The sequence below is a fragment of the Peribacillus sp. NPDC097197 genome (assembly GCF_050278025.1).
Taxonomy (GTDB): domain Bacteria; phylum Bacillota; class Bacilli; order Bacillales; family DSM-1321; genus Peribacillus.
Genome location: NZ_JBNNST010000028.1, coordinates 1 through 22,516, shown reverse-complemented (window position 1 = coordinate 22,516; position 22,516 = coordinate 1). Strand labels below are relative to the sequence as shown.

Genomic DNA, 22,516 nt, shown 5'->3' with positions numbered 1-22,516 from the left:
TTTTATCCGTACGGGTCGAGTAACGCTTAAATAAAACCTTACGGTTATTTGGACAGGTGTATTCATCCTTTTGTTCATCATATGCCCAGTTACTCGCATGACGAATATCTTTTTTATAGCTCCGTTTTTGTTCCGTTAAAAAAGTATTGTAAGGAATCAAAGCTTCAAATTCTTCTTCCAAAGAGTAGAGATAGTTTTCTTCACTGCCATAGCCGGCATCAGCGATGCCGTTTTCCGGGAATGGTAGCGATGTATTCTTCAGTGCCTCTAAATGCGGCTTGAAACAACGCATATCAGTTGGGCGTTGATGTATCGTATAAAAAAGAATGAATTGATTTTCCGTTGCCATTTGAATATTATAACCAGGTTTTAGTTGTCCGTTATTCATATGATCATCTTTCATTCGCATAAATGTCGCATCCGTATCGGTTTTAGAATAACTATTTCGATTGCCAAACAGAGCATTTTGTTGTTTATATTTCACTAATCGTGGACCTAAGTCTTCGCGCACTAAGTTTCAAAAGTCTCTTAACCGGACTGAGTTCCCGTCGTTTTTCTTTTTGTACCTGGACATCTTCTTCAAGCTGGATACCATTCGTTTCTTTTTCAACTTTTTTCACTAATGCTTTTTCTATTTGAGTTAGTTTTTCTTCTGCCGTTAATGAGGATGTTTCATCTTGAGCAGACAGTTCATGCTCTTCTTCATTTGTAATGGTCTGAATCAGTTGGTACGTTTCTTCGATTTTTTCTTGCAGCTTCGCCTCAAACTTCGTCGTCGCTTTTTTCCACACAAATGAATACTTGTTTGCGCTTGCTTCAATCTTTGTTCCGTCTAGGAAGTAATTCTCCATAGTGATGTGCTTTTCTTCTATTAGTTGATGGATCATTTCTTTAAAAAGCTTCGGAAGGAGCTTTTCCATTTGTTGTGTGCGAAATCGATTAATCGTTCGATAATCCGGTTTCTTCAAGCCAGCCAGCCACATTGTTGGGATATTTTCTTAAACCAGTTTGGCGATTTCACAACAAAAATAGACTTTTTAAGAATAGGCATACAAAATGACTTTCGTCATCATTTTGGGATGGTAAGAGCTACGTCCGCCACCATTATAGTGCTCGAAAAAGAATATATCCAATCATTTGATCGATTACACGCGCGACGTGGTGAGACGGAATGAGATCCTGAATGTCAAAAATCACAGTTGTTTGTTTATTATCATAAGGAATAAAAGTAGGTGTGATATTTCGTTTTTGGGGAACGACAGTTTCCTCATGAATAGAGAGTGGTAGTAAAATTTGTTCCATGTTATAATTTTCTGTAGTAATCTTTGGATTGCTCATAAAAAATCGTCCTTTTGTAAATGTTGTCTGGTAACTTCATTTTACTAAAAAGGGCGATTTTTTTGTGCATAAATTTCATAAAAAAGGGGGTTGCCCTAAAAGTCATTTTCCTGACTTTTGGGACAGCCCCTTTTTCAATAATAAATTTCATTTCCAATTAACCAGGAACAAAAACCCTCTTCCAGCCTCCTTCAATAAGTTGAAACTCCCAATGTCCAGCAGCAGAGATTGCTGTCTCGAAAGTAACAATTTGATGATGCAAAACTTTTGGTGCTTCATATTTCATTTTTACTTTGTTTTTCTTTTCCATTATATTTCCTCCTTTTTACTTGGAACAAGAGCATGTTCCTTTGTCGAAATCGTATACATTGATTTTTTCTTTGTTGCCCGCTTTATCAATGCTGTAGTATTCCAAGGTGTGGGTATTTTCGGCATAGACATCAAATGGATTTGTATAGACTTGCCAAGCACCACCGTTTATACGATATAAGGTTTCTTTTACACCGGATTTATCATCAGTCACTGTGTAAGTAACGGTTAACGCGATGATATAGGTGTTTTTATCGTTGAAAATAGGAGTCATTTTATTTTTTGTGACTGGCGGTATTGTGTCTGGGTCAATAACCGTTACTATAGCTGTATCAGTTAATCCACCTTCCAATGTCGTGACCGTGATGGTGGCTTGGCCTAGACCGACAGGATGGACGATACCATTTTTCACAGTGACTACACTCGGATCGGAGGTAGACCAAGTAACATTTTGATTAGTGGCATTGGACGGATTTAGCGTTGCCGTTAAGGTTTGGTCCGCATCGCCTAGATTAAAATTCAGTGTTTTAGGGTCAAGTGATACGCTTAACACTGGCGCTGTTACAGTAACGGTTGCTGTATCTATGAATCCCCCATCTTCCGTCGTAACTGTAATAATTACTATACCTGGTCCAACAGGATGGACGATACCATTTTCTACAGTGGCTACACTTGAATCAGAAGTAGACCAAGTGACATTCTTGTTAGTGGCATCGGATGGAGCAATGGTAGCAGTTAACGTTGCGTCTTTTCCACCAACAATTAGATTAAGTATTTCTGGATCAATTGATACACCAGTAACTGGAACCGTGACGGTAATGGCTGCTGTATCGGTGAAACCACCGTCTTCTGTCGTAACTGTTATTGTAGCTTTTCCTGGTCCGACTGGGTGAACGACACCGTTATCGACAGTTACGACACTTGGGTCGGAGGTAGACCAAGTAACATTTTTATTTGAAGCATTGGATGGAGAAATCGTAGTAGTTAGTGTTTCATCTTTTCCGCCTACGATTAGGTCAAGAGATTTAGGGTCAAGTGATATACCGGTTACAGGAACCGTTACAATAACAGTTGCTGTATCGGTAAAACCGCCATCTTCTGTCGTAACGGTAATCATAGCCTTACCTGGTCCGACTGGGTGAACGACTCCGTTATCGACAGTTGCCACACTTGGGTCAGAGGTAGACCAAGTAACATTTTGATTAGTAGCGTTGGATGGAACAATCGAAGCAGTTAACTTTGCATCTTTTCCACCTACTGTAAGATTGAGAGAATTAGTATCAACGGTTACTCCTGTCACCGGTACTGTAACACTGACTTTAGCTTTGTCTTGAAGTTTGCCATCTTCTGTTGAAACAGTAATAATAGCTGTGCCAGGACCGACAGCATGGACGATGCCATTTTTCACAGTGGCAATACTAGGGTCAGAAGTAGACCAGACGACGTTTTTGTTAGTAGCGTTATTGGGTGTAATTGTGGCTGTTAATGTTGCATCTTTTCCACCGACAGTCATGTCTACATTTTTTGGATTGAGTGATAAGGTTTTAACAGGTACTAGTTTACTAGCACAAACGGTTATCAAGGACCAATCGTAATGTCCATTTTTAGTAAATACTTTTACTATGGCGACTCCAGGACTTATGGCGTGCACCACTCCATCAGAAGATATGGTAGCTACTTTTGGGTTAAAAGATAACCAAATGAGTTCCTGATTTGTCGCATTCGATGGTTTAATTGTTGCTTTTAATGTAGCATCTTCTCCATCAACAGTAAGGGTTACTATTTTCGGATTTAAATACACAGATGAAACCGCGATAACCGGGTCACAAACCGTCACAGTGACTTTGTCTTTAAAATTCCCGTCCTGAGTTGTAACAGTAATTGTTGCTGTACCCGGTTTGACAGGATGCACAAGCCCGCTACTTGAAACTGTAGCTACACTCGGATTGGATGAAGTCCAGGTGACATTTTTGTTAGTGGCATTGGATGGCTTTATTGTTGCAGTGAGTGGAGCATCTTTATCATTGATGTTTAGCTTTAAGGAATTTGGATTTAAAGAAACACCTTTTACAGCAATATTAGGATCACTAACTATTACTGTGGTTCTAGCTTTAAAATTCCCATCTTTAGTTGTGACAGTAATCGTAGTGGACCCAGCGCTTACAGAATGGACAACCCCGCTTCCAGATACCGTGGCTACCTTAGTATTTGAGGAAGTCCAGGTCACCTGTTTATTTGTGGCATTAGAAGGTTTAATCGTTTCCGTAAGTCTTTCATCTTTATCCTTAATGTTCATATATAAGGTATCCGGATGTAAGGAAACACCCGTTACAGGCACAGACTTATTGCCTTTTCCACCTCCATTTGTTGCAAAGGCTTGCGAGCTACCGTTTAGATAAATAAAGAAAATCGTTAGCATTAAAATCGTGAGCGTTTTGAAATACCTTGTAAACAACATAAAATCTTCCCCCAGTAAAGAATGTTTTATAGAAACTAAACTATCTTTGGTATCCTCCCCCTATCAAAATATATTATTTATAAAGAATAAGCACGGAGAGAACAGGTTGAAGGTAATGGTATGTATTCCTCACTCACTCGATATATCTCACGTTATATAGAACTAGATACCCTATATTTTTCAGAATACCATCGTTCTCGATAAAGAACAATACGTTTGAAAAATAATTAATGAATTCATTAAATCATCATTGCGACTTATAAAAACGGCAAGTATCCTTAAATTCATGAGCATTATATTATATATTGCTTGAAATTTGTTCTTTAAAAAGAATAAATAATCCATTATAATTATCGCTATAGGATAATATTACTAATAATACAAAGAAAGGAACTAGTTATGAAAATAACCCACACAAAAATAGGGGAACATTTTATCCAGATAGAAAATGCTCCTGATTTTATAGACGGAATGTTTCGTGATTTAGGAAGCTCGAATAAAAATCCTGATCTCACCATAACCGTCCAGATGGAATTTGGAGAACCTTTTGTAGATTACGAGGTGAATGTTACTAATACGGCTGATAGAATTTATTTTCGAAGGTCGGATTATCTAGTCGAAGTAGATACAGATTACCAATTTGCCGAGATTTCCGCTTATAATGAGTTGGCTTTAAAGCATGCATTCATAAATTTATATAGTTCATTCATTGTATATCATGAATGGGGGCTGTTAATTCACTCCTCCTGTGTTATTGATAACGGAAAAGCTCATATTTTTGCAGGGCATTCGGGGGCTGGAAAATCAACGGCTGCTAAACTAGCATATCCCAGAAATCTTCTGTCGGACGAAGCGACCATTTTAAAAGTTACCCCTGATAAAGTAGAAGTTTTTAATTCACCTTTTCGAAGTGAACTACGATCAGAGGGAGAAGAGGGCCACTTACCATTAGGTAGTATACAAGTTTTACATCAGTCACTTACTAATCGAAGAAGTAAATTAGCGAAGTCGGACACGCTTTTAACTTTGATTGATAAAGTGTTTTATTGGTCCGATGATCCTGTGAACACTAAAGTTATTTTGGGCATGTTAACTAAAGTTGCAAACCAGGTGCCAGCATATGATCTTTTTTTTCAAAAAAATAATTCTTTTTGGGAGTTGATCTCGTAATGGTTCAATATATACAAAGTAATCATGTGGAAGCTACACAGCTTGATGATGAGTGGATTATTTTACATACGGATACATTCACAGTCACAAAATTAAACGGAATCGGGGGATATTGTTGGGATCTTCTAAGCCAAGCTCAAACAGTGGATTCCTTGATTCAGAAAATCACGAATCAATATGACACGACAGAAGATGAATCTAAAATTGATATAGAAAATTACTTAACTGACTTATTACATTTTGGTTTAATTCAGCATGTTGTTTGATAAAGAGACAGTAGACTTATTTAAAACTGTTGTGAAAAAAGAGGGATCTTTTCATCTACCAGCTCAAGGGAACAGTATGTACCCTTTCATAAAAAGCGGTGATATCTGCTATTTTAACGAATGTAAGCTAGTTCAATTGAAAAAGGGAGATATTGTATTGTTTTATAGTGCAACAAAGCGATTGATTGCGCACCGTTATTATAAGGAAATGAAGAATAATCAACAGCGGCAATTCCTTTTCAAAGGAGACACGAATTTGGGCTACGATCAGCCCATACATGGAGAACAGATTGTCGGTAAGCTGCTTTATGTCCAAAAAAGGCATACTAAACTTTATGTTTCTAGTTTTCTAGCTAAAACATGGGGGAAACTGATTATGTCTGTTCCAATGTTGACGATTGTTTTACGAAGGTATATCAATTTTCAACGAAGGAAAAAGGGAGGGGTTAATTAATGAATCCTACATTGTTGCAAATCCTATATGATTCACATATAGGGCTGCCCAACGATTCAGCCTATTATTGGGGGCTTCTTGATGATATTGAAAAATCGAATGTTCACGCACAAACATATACTATTATGAAGCAGGGAGGGAGGTTGGAGGCAACTCCGGCGTTCTATCAACAAATATTAAAAGAAAAATTTCAACGTGTCTTATTCCAAAATATCCTTATTAAAAATCAAACGAACCAAATCCTGAATGATTTTGAGAAAAGCGGCATAGATATCATTCCGTTAAAAGGAACTGCATTTGCTGAACAACATTTTGGTCATCTAGGATCACGACCAACCTCTGATATTGATCTATTAATTATGCCTACTGATATGGATCGTGCCATTGATATAGTTAAAAGCTTGGGATACATAGAAGAGAGGAAACCAATCCCATTCCATTTTCATCGTTCATACAGTAAAGTCCTACCTGGTTCTTCTATTCCCTTAACGGTCGAACTTCATTGGGATATTTTAAAGCAGACTACTGCAAATTTTTATGTTGAAGAAATTTGGGAGGAAGCATTATCAATTAAAGACTCTTTGTACATTAAAAAAATTTCTGATTTTCATCTTTTTTATATGATTTGCCTTCACGGATGGCGGCATAATATGGAATCATTAAAATATTTTATTGATATTATCCAACTGATTTCTACTCTGAATATTGATTATATAAGATTGATGGAAGATACAAAACGGCACAAGACGAGAAAAAGAATTATTAGGACGTTATCGATTGTGTACCAACAGTTACCGACTCTTCATTTACTCAACAAGTTTCCCTATGAGATTCCGACTTCTTATGGTCATCGGAATTTCCCATTAAAAAAGTATGTGGATTTCATTGATTATTCATTCCTTAGTTACGATTCCCCAAAACATAGCATGGTTGAGCTTTATCATTGGCTGCATCCTAAATATTGAATACCAGATAGGATCCACATACACAACTATTTTACTTCGCTTCTTTGAACTTTCATGTGTTTAACTCTCGTTCGTAAAACATTCTGATGACTTCCCTCTTCCAATAAAGAATATAGCTCCCTAAGATAACATACTGGTAGAATTTCTTCCCTAAATTAAAGAAAATTAATCCAAAATAATGTATAGTTAAAAAGACGAGATTCGAACAAACATTCGTTTCTTGTTTGTAAGCTACTTCTTAGAGGAACAGGGGAGAGAAAGTGAACGGAACAGCACATATGGCAATAGGGGCAACAGTAGGATTTCTAACGGCGAACACTCTACAGACCGATCCAACCACCACGTTATTTCTAGTCGGTGTAGGTGGAGTTTCAGGATTAATGCCTGACATGGATATTGACGGGAAGTTGAGTAATAAGATTACCTTTTCTCACAAATTCATTCGAACTTTGGCTCAAACCATCGGAGTTCTTATGATCATTTATAGTCTTTTAGCAAGTTCTGAAACGGAGAGATGGCTAGGTGTAGGCGCAGGTATCGGTATTATTATCATTTCTTCTTTTATAACACAAAGACATATGTTGACTCTTACAGGTCTTGGTATTTTAGGGACTGGGCTCTCTTTAGATGTTGACTGGCTATGGCTTTTAGGAATTTATATTATACTAGCTTCCTTTACACCGCACCGTAGTTATACCCATTCGATAGCGGGGGTTCTATTCTTTGGAGTGATTGCGTTTCAGTTCCAAGAGACATTGGGGACTGAAGGGATTTTCACTACTTGCATTTTAGGGTACATAAGTCATTTGCTGGCTGATATGAAGTTTCTGCCCTTTAATAAACGGGGGGTAAAGTTATTGCTACCATTTTTCTCAAAGGAATTTTAGGAAAAGCCGCAGTGTTTCTTTAATAGAGACATTGCGGCTTCTTTCCTTTTATATAAGGTGATCTTTATTTTAGTATCGTTTATTTCCTAAATCTACTAATGTAATATAATTGTAAAGTCCCTGTGATGCGCATGTTATGACTTTTCTAGTATATTAGGTTTAGCATATTGCATCAGGGGGTAAGTTATATTGTTAAAGAAAATTTTTGTCGGATTGTCGTTAGTTACAATGATTGGATTTGGTTCCTTTACTGGAAACAATGTAGAAGCTGCATCTTATCATACCAAAGCAATTAAAACCGCTAAAAGTGAATTAGGGACGAAATATAAAATGGGTGGTATGTCTTCTTCCGGTTTTGACTGTTCAGGTTTGGTGAAATATTCATATAACAAAGCTGGAAAGACATTACCGCGAACAGCTGCTGACATTTACAAAAAAGGAAAGAAAGTTAAAACCTTGAAAAAAGGGGATCTAATGTTCTTCTCACCGAATAAAGCAAAAAAACCAACGCATGTAGCGATATATATAGGTGACAATAAATTCATACACTCCGCATCTTCCAAGGGAGTTACCTACGCAAAGACGAATAATAGTTATTGGAAACCACAGTATATTGGGGCAAAACGTATATAATTAGTAAAACTATTCCTTATAGAAACGGAAATTGAGGCTGAATTCAGTCTCTTTTTTTATTTAACAGATTAAATGTGCACTAAAACTAGTCAAGCAAAATTCTTGAAAGTCAAAGAAGGTCAATGTATAATAAAGGCATAAGGTCAAAGTTAGTCAAAGTCAAATGATAACTCGTAATAATAAATAAGGAGGAGTACTCATATGTTATGTGAAAAATGTCATGAAAACCAAGCAAATATTCAGGTTCATCTCAATATGAATGGGCAACAGCATGATGTCAAATTGTGCTCCACTTGTTATAAAGAAGAACAAAATAAACTTGGTGCAGCCATGGGAGGAATGGATACAGGAAAGTTCCAATTTGATGGATTTTCAAATTCATTCAACCCTTTTAATAGTAGCAACATGCCTCCATCAAAACCCGTACAAGAAGATAAAGACGGAGGTTTGCTTGAAGAGTATGGTCACAATCTGAATGATGTTGCAAAAGCAGGACTCATTGATCCGGTCATTGGAAGAAATGAAGAAATCAAAAGAGTCATCGAAGTGTTAAATAGACGAAACAAAAACAATCCAGTTTTGATTGGTGAGCCTGGCGTTGGTAAAACAGCTATTGCAGAAGGATTGGCCTTAGCAATTGTTGAAGGAAAGGTCCCGGAAAAATTGCGTAACAAACTGGTTTTTTCACTCGATATGGCATCTCTTGTAACGAACACAGGCATTCGTGGTCAATTTGAAGAAAGAGTGAAACAATTAATCAGTGAATTACAAGATAGAAAGAATGTCATTCTATTCATTGATGAAATTCACCAAATCGTAGGTGCTGGTTCAGCTGAAGGTTCAATGGATGCAGGGAATATTTTAAAACCTGCCTTAGCACGCGGTGAACTTCAACTTGTGGGTGCAACGACCCTTTCTGAATATCGGAAAATTGAAAAAGATGGGGCACTTGAACGACGATTCCAACCCGTACAAGTTGATGAGCCGACAACAGAAGAAGCGATAGTCATTTTACAAGGTCTGAAAGATCGTTACGAGTCTTTCCATGGAGTCATATATACTGAGGAAGCGCTGGAAGCAGCTGTCGAACTTTCACATCGTTACATCCAAGATCGCTTTCTACCAGATAAAGCAATTGACTTAATGGACGAAGCCGGCTCAAAACAAAATTTGACGATTGAATATAGTCAAGAGGATGTAGTAAAACAACGTCTTGAACAAATCTATAAAGAAAAAGAATTGGCTCTAAAAGAAGAAGCCTACGAAAAAGCGGCTGAGCTTCGAGATGAAGAAGAAAAGTTGGAAAAATCCCTACAGGCTGGAGCCAATGCAGCTAAACCGAATGTCACTGTAGAAGATATTCAAAGGATTATAGAACAAAAAACGGGAATTCCTATAGGCAAGCTGCAGGAAGATGAACAGAAAAAAATGATTCATCTTCAAGAGGATTTAATGAAAAAAGTCATTGGTCAAGAAGAAGCAGTCAAAAAGGTTGCAAAAGCTGTTCGTCGAAGCCGTGCAGGTTTAAAATCCAAAAACCGTCCGACCGGCTCTTTCCTTTTTGTTGGACCGACCGGCGTGGGTAAAACTGAATTGGCTAAAACGCTAGCCGAGGAACTGTTTGGCGATAAAGAAGCTATGATTCGCCTTGACATGAGTGAATTCATGGAGAAACATAGTGTTTCTAAATTGATTGGTTCTCCTCCGGGTTATGTTGGTCATGAGGAAGCAGGACAATTAACTGAGAAAGTTCGCCGTAAACCTTACAGCATTATTTTATTGGACGAAATTGAAAAAGCCCATCCTGATGTGATGCATATGTTCTTACAGATTCTTGAGGATGGTCGTCTGACGGATAGTCAAGGAAGGACTGTAACATTTAAAGATACTGTCATCATCATGACAAGTAATGCTGGAGTCGGTGAAAAGCAAAAAGTTATGGGATTCGGTACGAGCACTGCTGTTGAAGAAGCTTCAATCCTACAATCATTGGGCAGTTTCTTTAAACCGGAATTTCTAAACCGATTTGATAGTATTATCGAGTTCTCCGCACTGAAGAAAGAAGATTTATTACAAATTGTCGATATCATGATTCATGAACTTGAAGAAAACCTGACTGCTCAAGGCTTATCACTTGTCGTGACGGATGAAGCCAGAAACAAATTGATTGAAATGGGTTATCACCCACAATTCGGTGCAAGACCCCTTCGCCGTGTTCTTCAGGAACAACTTGAAGATGGCATAACAGACTATATTTTTGAACAGCCTGAAGTGAAAAACTTTAAAGCTGTCGTTAAAGATGACCAATTGAAAATTATCAATTCATAATGATTAGTACTAGAAATGCCTCCAAGACAGTATGACTGTAATGGGGGCATTTTTTAAAACGTTCTATAATGACCGCTCGTTTAGTTTAATAATTAGAATTCTTTTAATGAAGTCTTAGTTTGAAATAGTTTTTTTCATAAGGACACCAATTACTTGAAGGAACTGCAATAAAAAAATTGTTAGGTATAAACAAGGACTTATTTCTTTTTGCAGAGAGCATAGTATATAATATTGTTTAACAATGGGAGAAATGGTATATGTTTGATGGTGAAACAGTTGTGGAATTAAAAGGAAAGTGCATTCACTTTTATGGATTGGGCCATTCAAATGAAATCAAAATAGTATATAAAAAAACGAATTCCTATTTCATAAGGGGAATTTCATTGGAGGAGTGACCTATGAAAGATTCACTTTCTTATTTCGAAGAGGAAAATACCAATCAAGCACCTAAGGAAAAAGAAATCGAAAAAATTCTGGACTCCTTGCCGGTTGCAGAAATTGACCCAATGAGCCCGCAAGAAATGGATAACCTTTATTATTATGATGGAAATGATTTGGGGAATGACTTTCAACTAGATCGAACAGCTTTTCGTCTTTGGGCACCTACTTCAAGCGAAGCTAAGCTTGTTACGTATAAAAGTTGGGATGATCCTGTTGGTACCGAGTTTGATATGAAGCGCTCGGAGAAGGGAACGTGGACGGCTGAACTTCCAGGTGATCAAGATGGCTTGATTTATACATACAAAGTGAAAGTCGGTAATATATGGAATGAAGCTGTGGATCCATACGTCCGTGCCGTCACAGTTAACGGGAATAGAGGGGTAGTCATTAATTTAAATGATACCAATCCCCAAAAATGGAGTACTGATAAGCCATCGTTAGCTAAACCGGAGGATGCGATTATATATGAACTTCATATCAGGGATTTATCAATTCATCCTGACAGTGGGATTCAACAAAAAGGTAAATATTTAGGTGTGACTGAAACAGATACTATAAGCCCATATGGTACGAAAACAGGAATCAATCATATTAAGGACTTAGGTGTAACTCATGTTCAATTCATCCCCATATTTGATTTTGCTACGGTAGATGAAACGAGATTGACTGAGCCTCAATATAACTGGGGATACGACCCAAAAAATTATAATGCACCCGAAGGATCCTACTCATTGGACCCTTATCAGCCGAAACTAAGAATTAGAGAGTTAAAGCAGATGATTCAAACGCTGCATGATCAAGGTTTACGTGTCATCATGGATGTAGTTTTCAATCACGTATATACAGTGGATGACTCAAATTTTAATAAACTCGTACCCAATTACTTTTTCCGCTATAACGAAGACGGAACACTTTCTAATGGGACGGGGGTAGGGAATGACACCGCTTCCGAACATAACATGATGCGTAAATTCATTGTCGACTCTGTGGTTTATTGGGCAAAAGAGTATCACCTCGATGGCTTCCGGTTCGATCTTATGGGGGTTCATGATGTGGAGACGATGAATGAGGTGAAAAAAGCTGTTCATGAAATTGATCCGTCTATCATTCTGTTAGGTGAAGGATGGGATATGAATACACCACTGGATGCTTCCCTGAAGGCAAACCAGAAAAACGCGCATAAGATGCCGGGTATTGCTCATTTTAATGACGCCATTAGAGATGGCTTGAAAGGTTTTGTAATGGATAAATACGATAGGGGCTTTGTCAACGGCAAACAAGGCATGGAAGATATCGTAAAAAGGGGAATTGCTGGTGGATTGAAATACGATGATCATTTAGCTACGTACCAGACCCCATCCCAGGTCATAAATTATGTAGAGGCACATGATAATTATACTTTATGGGATAAGCTTGTCATCACCCAACCTGACGTGTCAGATGAAGAACGTAAACAGATGCATAAATTGGCAACTTCTGTCGTATTGTTATCTCAGGGAATCCCCATGATACATGCCGGTCAAGAATTCATGCGAACAAAAGATGGAGATGAAAATAGCTATCAATCCCCAGATTGGATCAATCGACTGAATTGGAAACGAAGAGCGGAATTCGACCATGAAGTAGAGTATGTAAAAGGATTAATTGCTTTGCGAAAAAAACATCCTGTATTTAGACTTACTTCGGCTGAAGAGATTGAACGGCACTTGATGTTCCTCGATGCTCCTGCAAATGTAATAGCTTATTCATTAATGACAGAAGATTCAAATATAGTTGTCATTCATAATGCAAACTGGCATTCAATCGACATTACTTTGCCTCATCTAAAAAAGTGGTCACTTTTAGTTAATGGACAGAAAGCGGGTCTAGAAACAATAGAAGTAATTCATGGTAGTCATATTAACGTATCACCCTTAAGTTCATTTGTGATAAAAAGTGCTGCCGATTAATATCTCATGAGAACCGAAAAGGAAGAACGGTAAATTGCGTTCTTTCTTTTTTTCGTGAAAAAAGATAAGATGAATCGTTCTAATGGCAAGTTTGAATCTAAAATGCTATCAAAAGTACCGGAAGATTCCAGAACAGATGTGATTATCCATTATTTTAACAAGTTTAAGGCGTTTTTAAGCAGGGTAAATTAGATTTATAGATTGACCACTTGTATTAGGAGGAGTTTATTTTGCGAGAAAAAGTACATATAAAAATTAATGGAGCGGAGACAGTTCTGGATGGCAACCAAACAGTGCTACAAATGCTTAATGATAGTTCAATAGAGGTTCCTAGTGTTTGTTATCATCCAAGCTTAGGGCCGATTGAAACTTGCGATACGTGTCTCGTTAGCGTAAATGGTGAACTTGTGAGATCTTGTTCAACTGAAATCAAAGACGGAGATGTGATTGATACATTAGCACCTGATGTGAAAGAAGCACAGGTAATGGCAATGGATAAGATATTATATAACCATGAATTGTATTGTACGGTTTGTGATTATAATAACGGCGGTTGTGAAATCCACAATACGGTGAAAGAAATGAAAGTGAACCACCAAAGTGTTCCGTTTGATCAAAAACCTTATGAAGTGGATCAATCCAATCCATTTTACCGATATGACCCTGATCAATGCATCCTTTGTGGCCGGTGTGTAGAAGCCTGTCAAGATGTTCAAGTAACAGAAACATTATCGATTGATTGGGAAGCCAAAAGACCACGGGTCATTTGGGATAATAATGTTCCTATAAATGAATCATCATGTGTATCATGCGGCCATTGTTCAACTGTTTGCCCATGTAACGCTATGATGGAAAAAGGAATGGAAGGGGAAGCGGGCTTTTTGACAGGCATTGCTAAACAAACCCTTAGACCAATGATTGAAATTACCAAAAATGTCGAAACTGGATATGGATCTATTTTAGCCATTTCTGATATGGAATCTGCCATGCGTGATGCAAAAATCAAAAAGACAAAGACCGTTTGTACATATTGTGGTGTAGGCTGCAGCTTTGACGTGTGGACAAAAGATAGAAAAATATTAAAAGTAGAACCACAAGCAGAAGCACCGGCAAATGGTATTTCTACTTGTGTAAAGGGTAAATTCGGTTGGGATTTCGTGAATAGTGAAGAAAGGCTAACTAAGCCATTGATAAGGGAAGGCGATGCTTTCCGCGAAGCCGAATGGGAAGAGGCACTGAATTTAATTACTAGGAGATTCACTGAAATCAAAAAAGAAAACGGACCTGATTCTCTAGCCTTCATTACTTCTTCAAAGTGTACAAATGAAGAATCGTACTTGATGCAAAAATTGGCCAGAAGCGTTATTGGAACCAATAATGTCGATAACTGTTCTAGATATTGCCAAAACCCAGCGACCGTTGGTTTGTTCAGGACCGTCGGTTATGGTGGGGATACAGGTGGAATTAAGGATATAGAAAAATCTGAACTTGTTTTGATCATTGGATCGAATACTTCAGAATCTCATCCAGTTTTATCGACCAGGGTTAAACGTTCACATAAACTTGGAAAGCAAAAATTAATCGTTGCTGATATCAGGAAACATGAAATGGCTGAACGCTCTGATTTATTCATTCAACCGGCTCCAGGTTCAGATATCGTTTGGTTATCAGCCGTGTCTAAATATATCATCGATAAAGGCTGGGCTGACAAAAAGTTCATCAAAGATCGTGTGAATGGCATGGATGAATACATCAGAAGCCTGGAACCTTTTACAATGGACTATGCAGAAAAGCATACGGGAGTAAGCAAAAAAGATTTAATCGCCATTGCAGAAGCACTTCATGAAGCTAACAGTGCTGTTTCCCTTTGGGCAATGGGTGTAACACAGCATATAGGTGGAAGTGATACAAGCACCGCCATTTCCAATCTCATGCTTATTACTGGTAACTATGGGAAACCAGGAACAGGTACCTATCCATTACGAGGTCATAATAATGTTCAAGGAGCCAGCGACTTTGGTAGTACGCCGGACAAACTTCCTGGATATGAAATGGTCACAGATAAAAAAGTCCGGGATAAATATGAAAAAATATGGGGCACATCAGTACCTTCAAAGCCTGGACTGAACAATCATGAAATGGTCGAGGGCATCCATGAAGGCACCTTAAAGGCCATGTATTTAAAAGGGGAAGATATGGGATTAGTCGATTCCAATATCAACTATGTACATGATGCATTTGAAAAGCTGGACTTTTTCGTAGTACAAGATATCTTTTTATCCAAAACTGCTGAATTTGCGGATGTCGTTCTTCCTGCTAGCCCAAGTTTTGAAAAAGAGGGTACGTTTACAAATACGGAACGCCGTATTCAAAGAATGTACCAAGTGTTTGAACCCCTTGGTGACTCTAAACCTGATTGGCAAATCATTATGGAAGTGGCAAATAGGTTAGGTGCCGGATGGAATTATGCTCACCCAGGTGAAATCATGGATGAAGCCGCTCGCTTATCACCAATTTATGCAGGTGTAAGCTACGAGCGGTTAGAAGGATACAATAGCCTTCAATGGCCCGTTGCCGCAGATGGTCAGGATACACCACTTCTATTTACAGAAGAATTCCCATTCCCGGATGGGAAAGCACGGCTATTCCCGGTTGAATGGTCAAAACCAATCGATTTTGGAGAAGAATACGATATCCATGTGAATAATGGAAGATTATTAGAGCATTTCCATGAAGGAAATCTAACATATAAATCGAAAGGAATCACTTCCAAGACTCCAAATGCATTTCTTGAGATTTCACCTGAATTGGCTGAAGAAAGAGGCCTAGAGGATGGTACGCTAGTCCGCCTTTCTTCTCCATACGGAAATGTAAAAATACAGTGTCTCATTACCGATCGAGTGAAAGGTAAAGAGGTCTACTTGCCAATGAATGATTCGGGAGATGGCGCCATCAACTTTTTGACCAGCAGCTATGCTGATAAAGACACGGATACTCCAGCCTATAAAGAAGTACAGGCAAAAATGGAAGTATTGAAGGCGAAAGGAGAAAATCCATTACCTCGCATCAACCATCGTAATGGTAATCCTCAACCTCAAATCGGGGTACAAGTACAGAAAAAATGGGCCCGTGAAGATTATATTTTCCCTGGTGACCTTTTAAAAATAAAAAAGGAGTCGAGGAACCGTGGCTAAAGCGACAAAAGTAATCAATCGCATAGAACTCAGTGAAGAAGAATTGCGAAAAATTGAATTCGAAGATATTGAAAGAACTCTTCTCGAAAATAAAGAGGTCATTAAAGAAACGTTCGAAGTCATGAAAGGCATGCAGGACCGTGGGATACTTTCCATGGTCAACAGCCTGCTGAAGGAAGGAGATAAAGTCCTGAATATTCTGGTCAAAACAGCGGATACTCCTGAAACAGCCAATACTCTAAAAAACCTTCTTCTCATGCTTGGAACATTAGGAACGCTAAATGTTAAACAGCTTGAGCCACTTATCCTGAAGGTGAATTCAGGTATAGCCAGAGTCGCAGAAATTGATAAATCGGATGAAAAATCCGGCTACCTTTCATTGGTACGTTCATTAAATGACAAAGAAGTAAAACAAGCGATGACGTTATTGATGACCTTCTTAAAAGGAATGGGAGAAGATACAAGTGATTTAGAACGAACCACTCAATTACCAGAAGATCAACAAGTTCATAAAGAAAATGAACAGGCAACCATTCAAAGACCGACTTCAAAGAAAGATTTCGGTTCAAGTATGCCCAGTAAAAGCGGAAGAGAATCAAGAAAAAGCAGTAATTGGCTTTGGATTGCAGCAGGGGTTTCCCTCATGACCCTTCCGCTTCTATCAAAGAGGCAAAAGAACGAACAAAATAAGATTGAATAGTAACGAGAGAAGGATCCTTATACTGAGGGTCCTTTTTTTAGGTTTCATTTAAACAATCCACTTGTAGTTTAAAACTTTTACACATAAAATAAGGGTAACCAAAATTTTCAAGGAGTGTAAAAATGAAACTTAAATACACAGCGTTAACTCTCGGTATGTGTTCGTCTTTATTACTTTCAGCATGTACTGAAGAGAAAAGTGAAGTGAAGCAAGAAACTAGTCATGAGAGCCATGACCATACCGTTTCTGGGGATGTTCAGCAAGAAACTATTAACAAAGCTACAGCACCTGAGTTTCTTTCTGGAAAACCTGAAGACATGAAAACCATCTATTTAGCCGTTGCCCAAAACCAGGCGCTATTGGAAAAAATACCGTGTTACTGTGGATGTGGAGAGGAAGCTGGCCACAAAAACAATTACGATTGTTTTATCCATGAAAATAAAAAAAATGGAGCAGTAGTTTGGGATGATCATGGGACGAAATGTGGAGTATGCCTAGAGATAGCAGCACAATCCATCCTTGATTTAAACGATGGAATGACGATAAAGGATATTCGGGACAAAGTAGATAAAGCCTATAAAAAAGGGTATGCTAAACCAACTCCGACTCCTGAAGTGTAAGTAAGAGTTAAGGTACTAAAAAGGAATGAAAATAAATCCAAAATAAAGAAACAGGTGCACTTATGTATCTGTTTCTTTATTTTATCCCTTTTTCATTGTAGGCATTGATTCCAATCTTGCAATCAGAAATCCTAAGCTCAAGATGTAATAATAATAGGAGCTATGGGGATACTTCCTCATATAAGACATTCAAGGGAGTTTTTATATTGACTTTAATCCGCCTTGGTTATGTAGCTATGAGCAATCAAGTACCACATTGTTCGCCTTCTCAAACGATGACTTTTGCACAATTTTCTAAAATTAAAGATAAAGAAGCTGCAATACGAAAGTTAGAAAGGATTTCCGCTTCAAATCTCCAAAATTGCTGGCGTCTTCTCATACATAATGCTGCATATGATATCCAGTTTTTTCGTCTTTCTTCTAAACTTATACCTCTAGTAAACCATCCAGAAATACCAAAATGGGACTATCTTGAACCACTGGCTGATGAACTGAACAAGATAAAAGATTTCCTGCTATCTCATCCAGAAGTGCGGATAGACTTTCATCCAGATCATTTTGTCATCTTGAATAGTAGCAATATTGATATACTAAAAACTTCAATGAAAACACTGAAAATGCATTTTTTATTATTGAAGAAACTAGGCATTGATCCTGAGCATCGGTGTGTTCTCCATGTAGGTGGCGGGTATGGCGAAAACGAGAAGGCTTTGGAACAGTTCATACTAAACTGGGGGAGCATCCCAGAATCTCTTCAAAGGATGATTATCCTTGAGAATGACGATACGACTTTCACTTTATCAGAGACACTCTACTTATGTGAAAAACTGGGCGTACCTCTTGTATTTGATTATCATCACTATCTAGCTCACCATTCTAAGGATGAAAATTGGAGCGAGCATTGGGGTCGTATCCTCAATACATGGCACTATTCGAAATTACCACCCAAAATGCACATTTCTAGTCCTAGGAATGAAAAAGAATTTAGAGCACATGCAGATTTTGTGGATGTTAATATGTTTATCGATTTTTTACGGGAAATCAAGGGGAGTTTACCACAGTTGGATTGTATGATTGAAGCAAAACAAAAGGATGGAGCTCTATTCCAGTTAATGGACCAAATAAAAGATTTTCCCGAAATTGAAATCATTGATGGGGGGAGTTTTTTTATACACTGATGAAATATAATAATTTTCAAATCCTTGGTGAATTAATAGTTGACTTTTATTAATTTATCAGGTATTTAGATGTTAGTTTACATAATATAATTATGGTAGCTATAAAGAGGAACAAAAACGAAAAAGCATAAATATGGATAGGATGCATAGGTTTAAGTTATGACCACTATCTGAAATTATACGGAAAATATGAAAATTCTCAAAAAAACGGATCTCGTATTTCCGTTTTAAGATACCTATTTTATTTTACTAGAGTAATAGGTATCAAAAGGATTTAAGTACGCATAAGGTATCATATAATTGATTTAAGAGGATTGACGCTATAGTTGCAGTTATTGGAAGGAGTAAATTCTCAAATAGAACCATTAGGAACAAAACTATGCACAAAATTATTTTCAGTAGGAAAATTAAATGTCATCGTGAACCAGCATGATATTTCGAAATAATTAACACCAATATAGTGTGATATTCATTAAAATCGACAGAGCGTTCTCAAAGATGAATCAAAAACGGCTTCCATATTCTTATTTTAAGGTGCTTATAATTTAAAACTAGAGTAATAGGTACCATAGAACCTAAATGATCTGTATTGCTCCAATAAGATCGTTTAATGAGATTCTATGTTTTTTAATGATATTCCGTCACAATATAACAAAATATTGCGAATGTAACAAAGGACCTGTTTTGATACATTCGAAATCCCTTTAAATCAACGTTTATAAGCCTTATGAAAATCAAAAAACTTGGCTTTTTTTTGCGTCTTAACGTACAATATAAAGAGGGAAAAGGGGAGATGAATGACAGATGCAAAGGACCTCACAACGAATAAAAAATGTCCAGCCGATACGCCGGCTAGATCATATAGATAAGATGAAAAAGTCTCTATTAAAATATTGCAGCTACCGTGATTACATGATGTTCTCTATTGGAATCAACATCGGTCTACGGATTGGTGATCTCTTAAAATTACGCGTCCGGGATATATTGGAAGGGACGCATATTGTCATTGTTGAGCAAAAAACTGAAAAAATTAAACGTTTCATAGTCAACCCACAACTTCGTAAAGAAGTAAGAAAGTATGTAAAAAAAATGAAATTAAAAAATGATGACTATTTATTTCCTAGTCGCAAAGGCAATGGTCCCATAAGCAGGGTTCAAGCCTATCGTGTTTTGAATAAGGCCGCTGAAATGGCTGACATTCCAGACGTGGGGACACATACACTCCGAAAAACTTTCGGTTATCTCCATTATCAGAAGTTTAAGGATATAGCTTTGCTCCAACAAATCCTTAATCACTCTAATCCGAAAGACACCATGATATACATAGGACTCACTCAAGATTTGATGGATGAAACATTGATGGATTTTTATTTTTGAAAAAAGGGACCAGAAATGGTCTTTTTTTATATTGCCCATAATAGCATTATGTAAACAAGGTAAAATAGTGATAGAAAAATAAATAAATAGCAGTGATTCGTTACTAATTCGAAAGAGTAAAAACTTCTTAGCCTCTCACTATAGAAACTATCCAATTTAAAACTTATTTTATTCATATTAATTAGAAATCTTCCCAAACCGCCAAGTAAACGACAGTTTGGGACAGTGGTTCCCTTACTTATTAATATAAATAGAACGAACAATGGTGCGATTCACCATTTGACCAGTCATATTTTTTTCTTTTACATCGATCGTTAGATTATAGGTCCCCGATTTTGGGACGGCCGGAAGATTACCAAAGTAGGTACCTGAATTCACTTTATTAAGAGAACCCTTATTTTTAATTTCAACACCTTCTTCGTCTGTTAGGTGAACATCAAATGTTAATGGGTTGGTTAAGAGGTTGGTTTTGACAGGAGATTTAAGTACAAACTGTGCATCATTCTGCTTTACTTTCCCTGGCATTTCAAGAACAAGCGGCTCCTTGTCATCCACTTTTGCGGTAAGTAAATACGCATCTTGCTGGGCCTTTGTCTTCATTCTAATAATCCATTTTCCAGGTTCCATATTCGTTTGTTTTAAAGTGTGAATATAGGCACCTGCAAGAAAAGACATTTCTTCTTTAGAAGCCTGTGAAACTTGGAAGGTTGGATAAACCACTCCTGATGGAGAGATTAGTTCTATATCAACATCTGCAGTTGCCGTATAAATGGTTACTTCACCATCTTTAGTTGATTCATTCAAAGGGATAGGCTGTTCTATCCAATTATTTGATTGTAAAGGACCACCGTGGATAATTTGATTGTGTGTAGTCGAAATAATTTCTTCTTTGGCAGGCTGTTCACTTAAACTAGCAATCCCTGCAGTCGAGGAACTGCGTAGATAGGGTTCAATTCTTGAGAAAACAGCGGATCCTGTACGGATATTGTCATGATCATATTTGCTATCAGTAAAGAGATGGGTACCATAGGGTAATTTTGAACTCCACTCATTGACGAGCCCATCATTACTGCCATAGGATGATAAATACAGCCCTCCAATTGATAATGCAGACAGTGCTGGCCCCTGATTGGTACCGGTAAGCGTGTAGTATTTATTTTTCCTTGAATTTGCATGGTTATCGATGACAGAGCGAAATTCAGCCATCTGTCCAATTTGTAACGAAGCCGTTCCTTCATCATTTGCTCCAAGAAGAGAAGCTAGCCATCCCGCATACCAGCTGTTAGCCAAATCGGCTAAGTTGGAACCGTGGTGAGGGGAGGCAAGGGTTATAACTCGACCCACATATGGATGTGCTCCATATGTGACTAGTGCAGCTTGTGTATCTGGTCCCCCTTTACTATGAGCGATAATATTCACTTTTTTTCCACCAAAGTGTGCACTGATTTGACCAAGCTTAGTAGCTAATAGCCTCCCATTCTTATATTGACTGGAAGATCCATTTCCTGCTGCATCATAAAGCTGAACAAAAACCGTTTGATACCCCGCTTCGTATGCTTTTGTATACATATCATTGATTCCATGATATTCCGTTTCACCGTACCAACTGGTTGAAGATCCGTTCTTCCCTTGAACAAAAACGATGGGCGGCTTACTTGAGTTATAATTAGGAGGGGTGCTGCCTAGAAACCAATCACCAGGTGTAAAACTTTCACTGGGGGGCTTTAGCTTACCATAGGGCTCGATTTCTGCAGCTGAAGTTTTAGATGGACAATTCATAAACAAAAATAATGAAAATAGAAAAGTAACAAGAATGATTTGATACCATATTCTTTTCATACACATTCCTCCTTGTGCTTTATAATTTCCAAAACCAACCTTGACTCTTAAGTTTAAATTCAGGCGTCGCCTATGTTATTCCTTCAATTTTTAATAAAATGAGTGAATAAGTCTAGCTCATACCATCGAAGAATGAAGATAAACAGGATAAAGTAACTGATATGAGTGAAAAAAATGGTCCAAGAGGTATATAGGGGTTTTCTCCGTGATAAAATGTTGTTCGCGATGGGAGCAAATGTTTAGTTTACATAATATAGTTATGATAGATTAATTAAGAAGCAAAACAAAAAGATCAAGGAATTAATCTATTCCTTGCAGACTGTAGACAAACTCGATGAAAATCGACTTTGCCTACAGTTTTTTTTGTTTTAAAATAGAAGTATTAAAACTTGGAGTGATGAGGATGCTTT

Annotated in this window: 17 protein-coding genes and 2 pseudogenes; 13 read left to right on the top strand and 6 right to left on the bottom strand. The window is 37.6% G+C overall.

Going from position 1 to position 22,516, the window contains the following annotated elements; all coding sequences use genetic code 11:
* From ACQKL6_RS20430 to ACQKL6_RS20410, 5 genes are all read right to left on the bottom strand, one after another.
* The coding region (locus ACQKL6_RS20430) for a transposase (protein ID WP_427651825.1) at positions 1-484 on the bottom strand (484 nt) is incomplete at its 3' end.
* Positions 474-968 carry a transposase gene (locus ACQKL6_RS20425; protein WP_427651824.1) on the bottom strand — a complete coding sequence of 165 codons (495 nt, stop codon included), beginning with the start codon at positions 966-968 and terminating at the stop codon, positions 474-476. The genes ACQKL6_RS20425 and ACQKL6_RS20430, both read right to left, overlap by 11 nt.
* A gap of 136 nt (positions 969-1,104) precedes the next feature.
* On the bottom strand, positions 1,105-1,338 hold the full coding sequence (locus ACQKL6_RS20420; protein WP_427651822.1) for a hypothetical protein: 234 nt from the start codon (positions 1,336-1,338) through the stop codon (positions 1,105-1,107).
* A 157-nt stretch (positions 1,339-1,495) separates the two neighbouring features.
* On the bottom strand, positions 1,496-1,648 hold the full coding sequence (locus tag ACQKL6_RS20415; protein WP_427651820.1) for a hypothetical protein: 153 nt from the start codon (positions 1,646-1,648) through the stop codon (positions 1,496-1,498).
* A 15-nt stretch (positions 1,649-1,663) separates the two neighbouring features.
* Positions 1,664-4,105: an Ig-like domain-containing protein gene (locus ACQKL6_RS20410; protein ID WP_427651819.1), complete on the bottom strand. Its 2,442-nt coding sequence runs from the start codon at positions 4,103-4,105 to the stop codon at positions 1,664-1,666.
* 399 nt (positions 4,106-4,504) lie between these two features.
* On the opposite strand from ACQKL6_RS20410, the gene ACQKL6_RS20405 reads away from it, so the two are divergent.
* From ACQKL6_RS20405 to ACQKL6_RS20345, 13 genes and pseudogenes are all read left to right on the top strand, one after another.
* A complete protein-coding gene (locus ACQKL6_RS20405) occupies positions 4,505-5,275 on the top strand; it encodes a hypothetical protein (protein WP_427651818.1) in 771 nt (256 codons plus the stop codon).
* Positions 5,275-5,541, top strand: coding sequence for a PqqD family protein (locus ACQKL6_RS20400; RefSeq protein ID WP_427591295.1), 267 nt, complete (start codon positions 5,275-5,277; stop codon positions 5,539-5,541). Before ACQKL6_RS20405 ends, ACQKL6_RS20400 begins: the two co-directional genes overlap by 1 nt.
* On the top strand, positions 5,531-5,995 hold the full coding sequence (locus ACQKL6_RS20395; protein ID WP_427591296.1) for a signal peptidase I: 465 nt from the start codon (positions 5,531-5,533) through the stop codon (positions 5,993-5,995). The genes ACQKL6_RS20400 and ACQKL6_RS20395 overlap by 11 nt, the downstream gene beginning before the upstream one ends.
* Positions 5,995-6,960 (top strand): nucleotidyltransferase family protein, encoded by a 966-nt coding sequence (locus ACQKL6_RS20390; protein WP_427651817.1) that lies wholly within the window; start codon positions 5,995-5,997, stop codon positions 6,958-6,960. The genes ACQKL6_RS20395 and ACQKL6_RS20390 overlap by 1 nt, the downstream gene beginning before the upstream one ends.
* A gap of 260 nt (positions 6,961-7,220) precedes the next feature.
* A complete protein-coding gene (locus ACQKL6_RS20385; RefSeq protein ID WP_427591298.1) occupies positions 7,221-7,847 on the top strand; it encodes a metal-dependent hydrolase in 627 nt (208 codons plus the stop codon).
* Positions 7,848-8,036: 189 nt separating this feature from the next.
* Positions 8,037-8,480, top strand: a complete 444-nt coding sequence (locus ACQKL6_RS20380; protein ID WP_427651816.1) for a C40 family peptidase — start codon at positions 8,037-8,039, stop codon at positions 8,478-8,480.
* 201 nt (positions 8,481-8,681) lie between these two features.
* Entirely contained in the window at positions 8,682-10,808 is a 2,127-nt protein-coding gene (locus ACQKL6_RS20375; RefSeq protein ID WP_427651815.1) for an AAA family ATPase, read from the top strand.
* 437 nt (positions 10,809-11,245) lie between these two features.
* Positions 11,246-13,198 (top strand): annotated as a pseudogene (gene pulA / locus ACQKL6_RS20370) (type I pullulanase); the annotation flags it as partial.
* A gap of 230 nt (positions 13,199-13,428) precedes the next feature.
* On the top strand, positions 13,429-16,392 hold the full coding sequence (fdhF, locus tag ACQKL6_RS20365) for a formate dehydrogenase subunit alpha (RefSeq protein WP_427651814.1): 2,964 nt from the start codon (positions 13,429-13,431) through the stop codon (positions 16,390-16,392).
* Positions 16,385-16,951: pseudogene (locus ACQKL6_RS20360) on the top strand (DUF1641 domain-containing protein); the annotation flags it as partial. The gene fdhF and the pseudogene ACQKL6_RS20360, both read left to right, overlap by 8 nt.
* Positions 16,952-17,214: 263 nt before the next feature.
* Complete coding sequence (locus ACQKL6_RS20355; protein ID WP_407406238.1) at positions 17,215-17,712, top strand: PCYCGC motif-containing (lipo)protein; 498 nt, start codon at positions 17,215-17,217, stop codon at positions 17,710-17,712.
* A 206-nt stretch (positions 17,713-17,918) separates the two neighbouring features.
* Positions 17,919-18,890, top strand: a complete 972-nt coding sequence (gene uvsE / locus ACQKL6_RS20350) for a UV DNA damage repair endonuclease UvsE (protein ID WP_402988791.1) — start codon at positions 17,919-17,921, stop codon at positions 18,888-18,890.
* A gap of 804 nt (positions 18,891-19,694) precedes the next feature.
* Positions 19,695-20,267 carry a tyrosine-type recombinase/integrase gene (locus tag ACQKL6_RS20345; RefSeq protein WP_402873024.1) on the top strand — a complete coding sequence of 191 codons (573 nt, stop codon included), beginning with the start codon at positions 19,695-19,697 and terminating at the stop codon, positions 20,265-20,267.
* A gap of 234 nt (positions 20,268-20,501) precedes the next feature.
* Here the strand turns inward: ACQKL6_RS20345 and ACQKL6_RS20340 are convergent, their stop codons facing one another.
* Complete coding sequence (locus ACQKL6_RS20340; protein WP_402959398.1) at positions 20,502-22,106, bottom strand: esterase/lipase family protein; 1,605 nt, start codon at positions 22,104-22,106, stop codon at positions 20,502-20,504.
* Positions 22,107-22,516 lie beyond the last annotated feature (410 nt).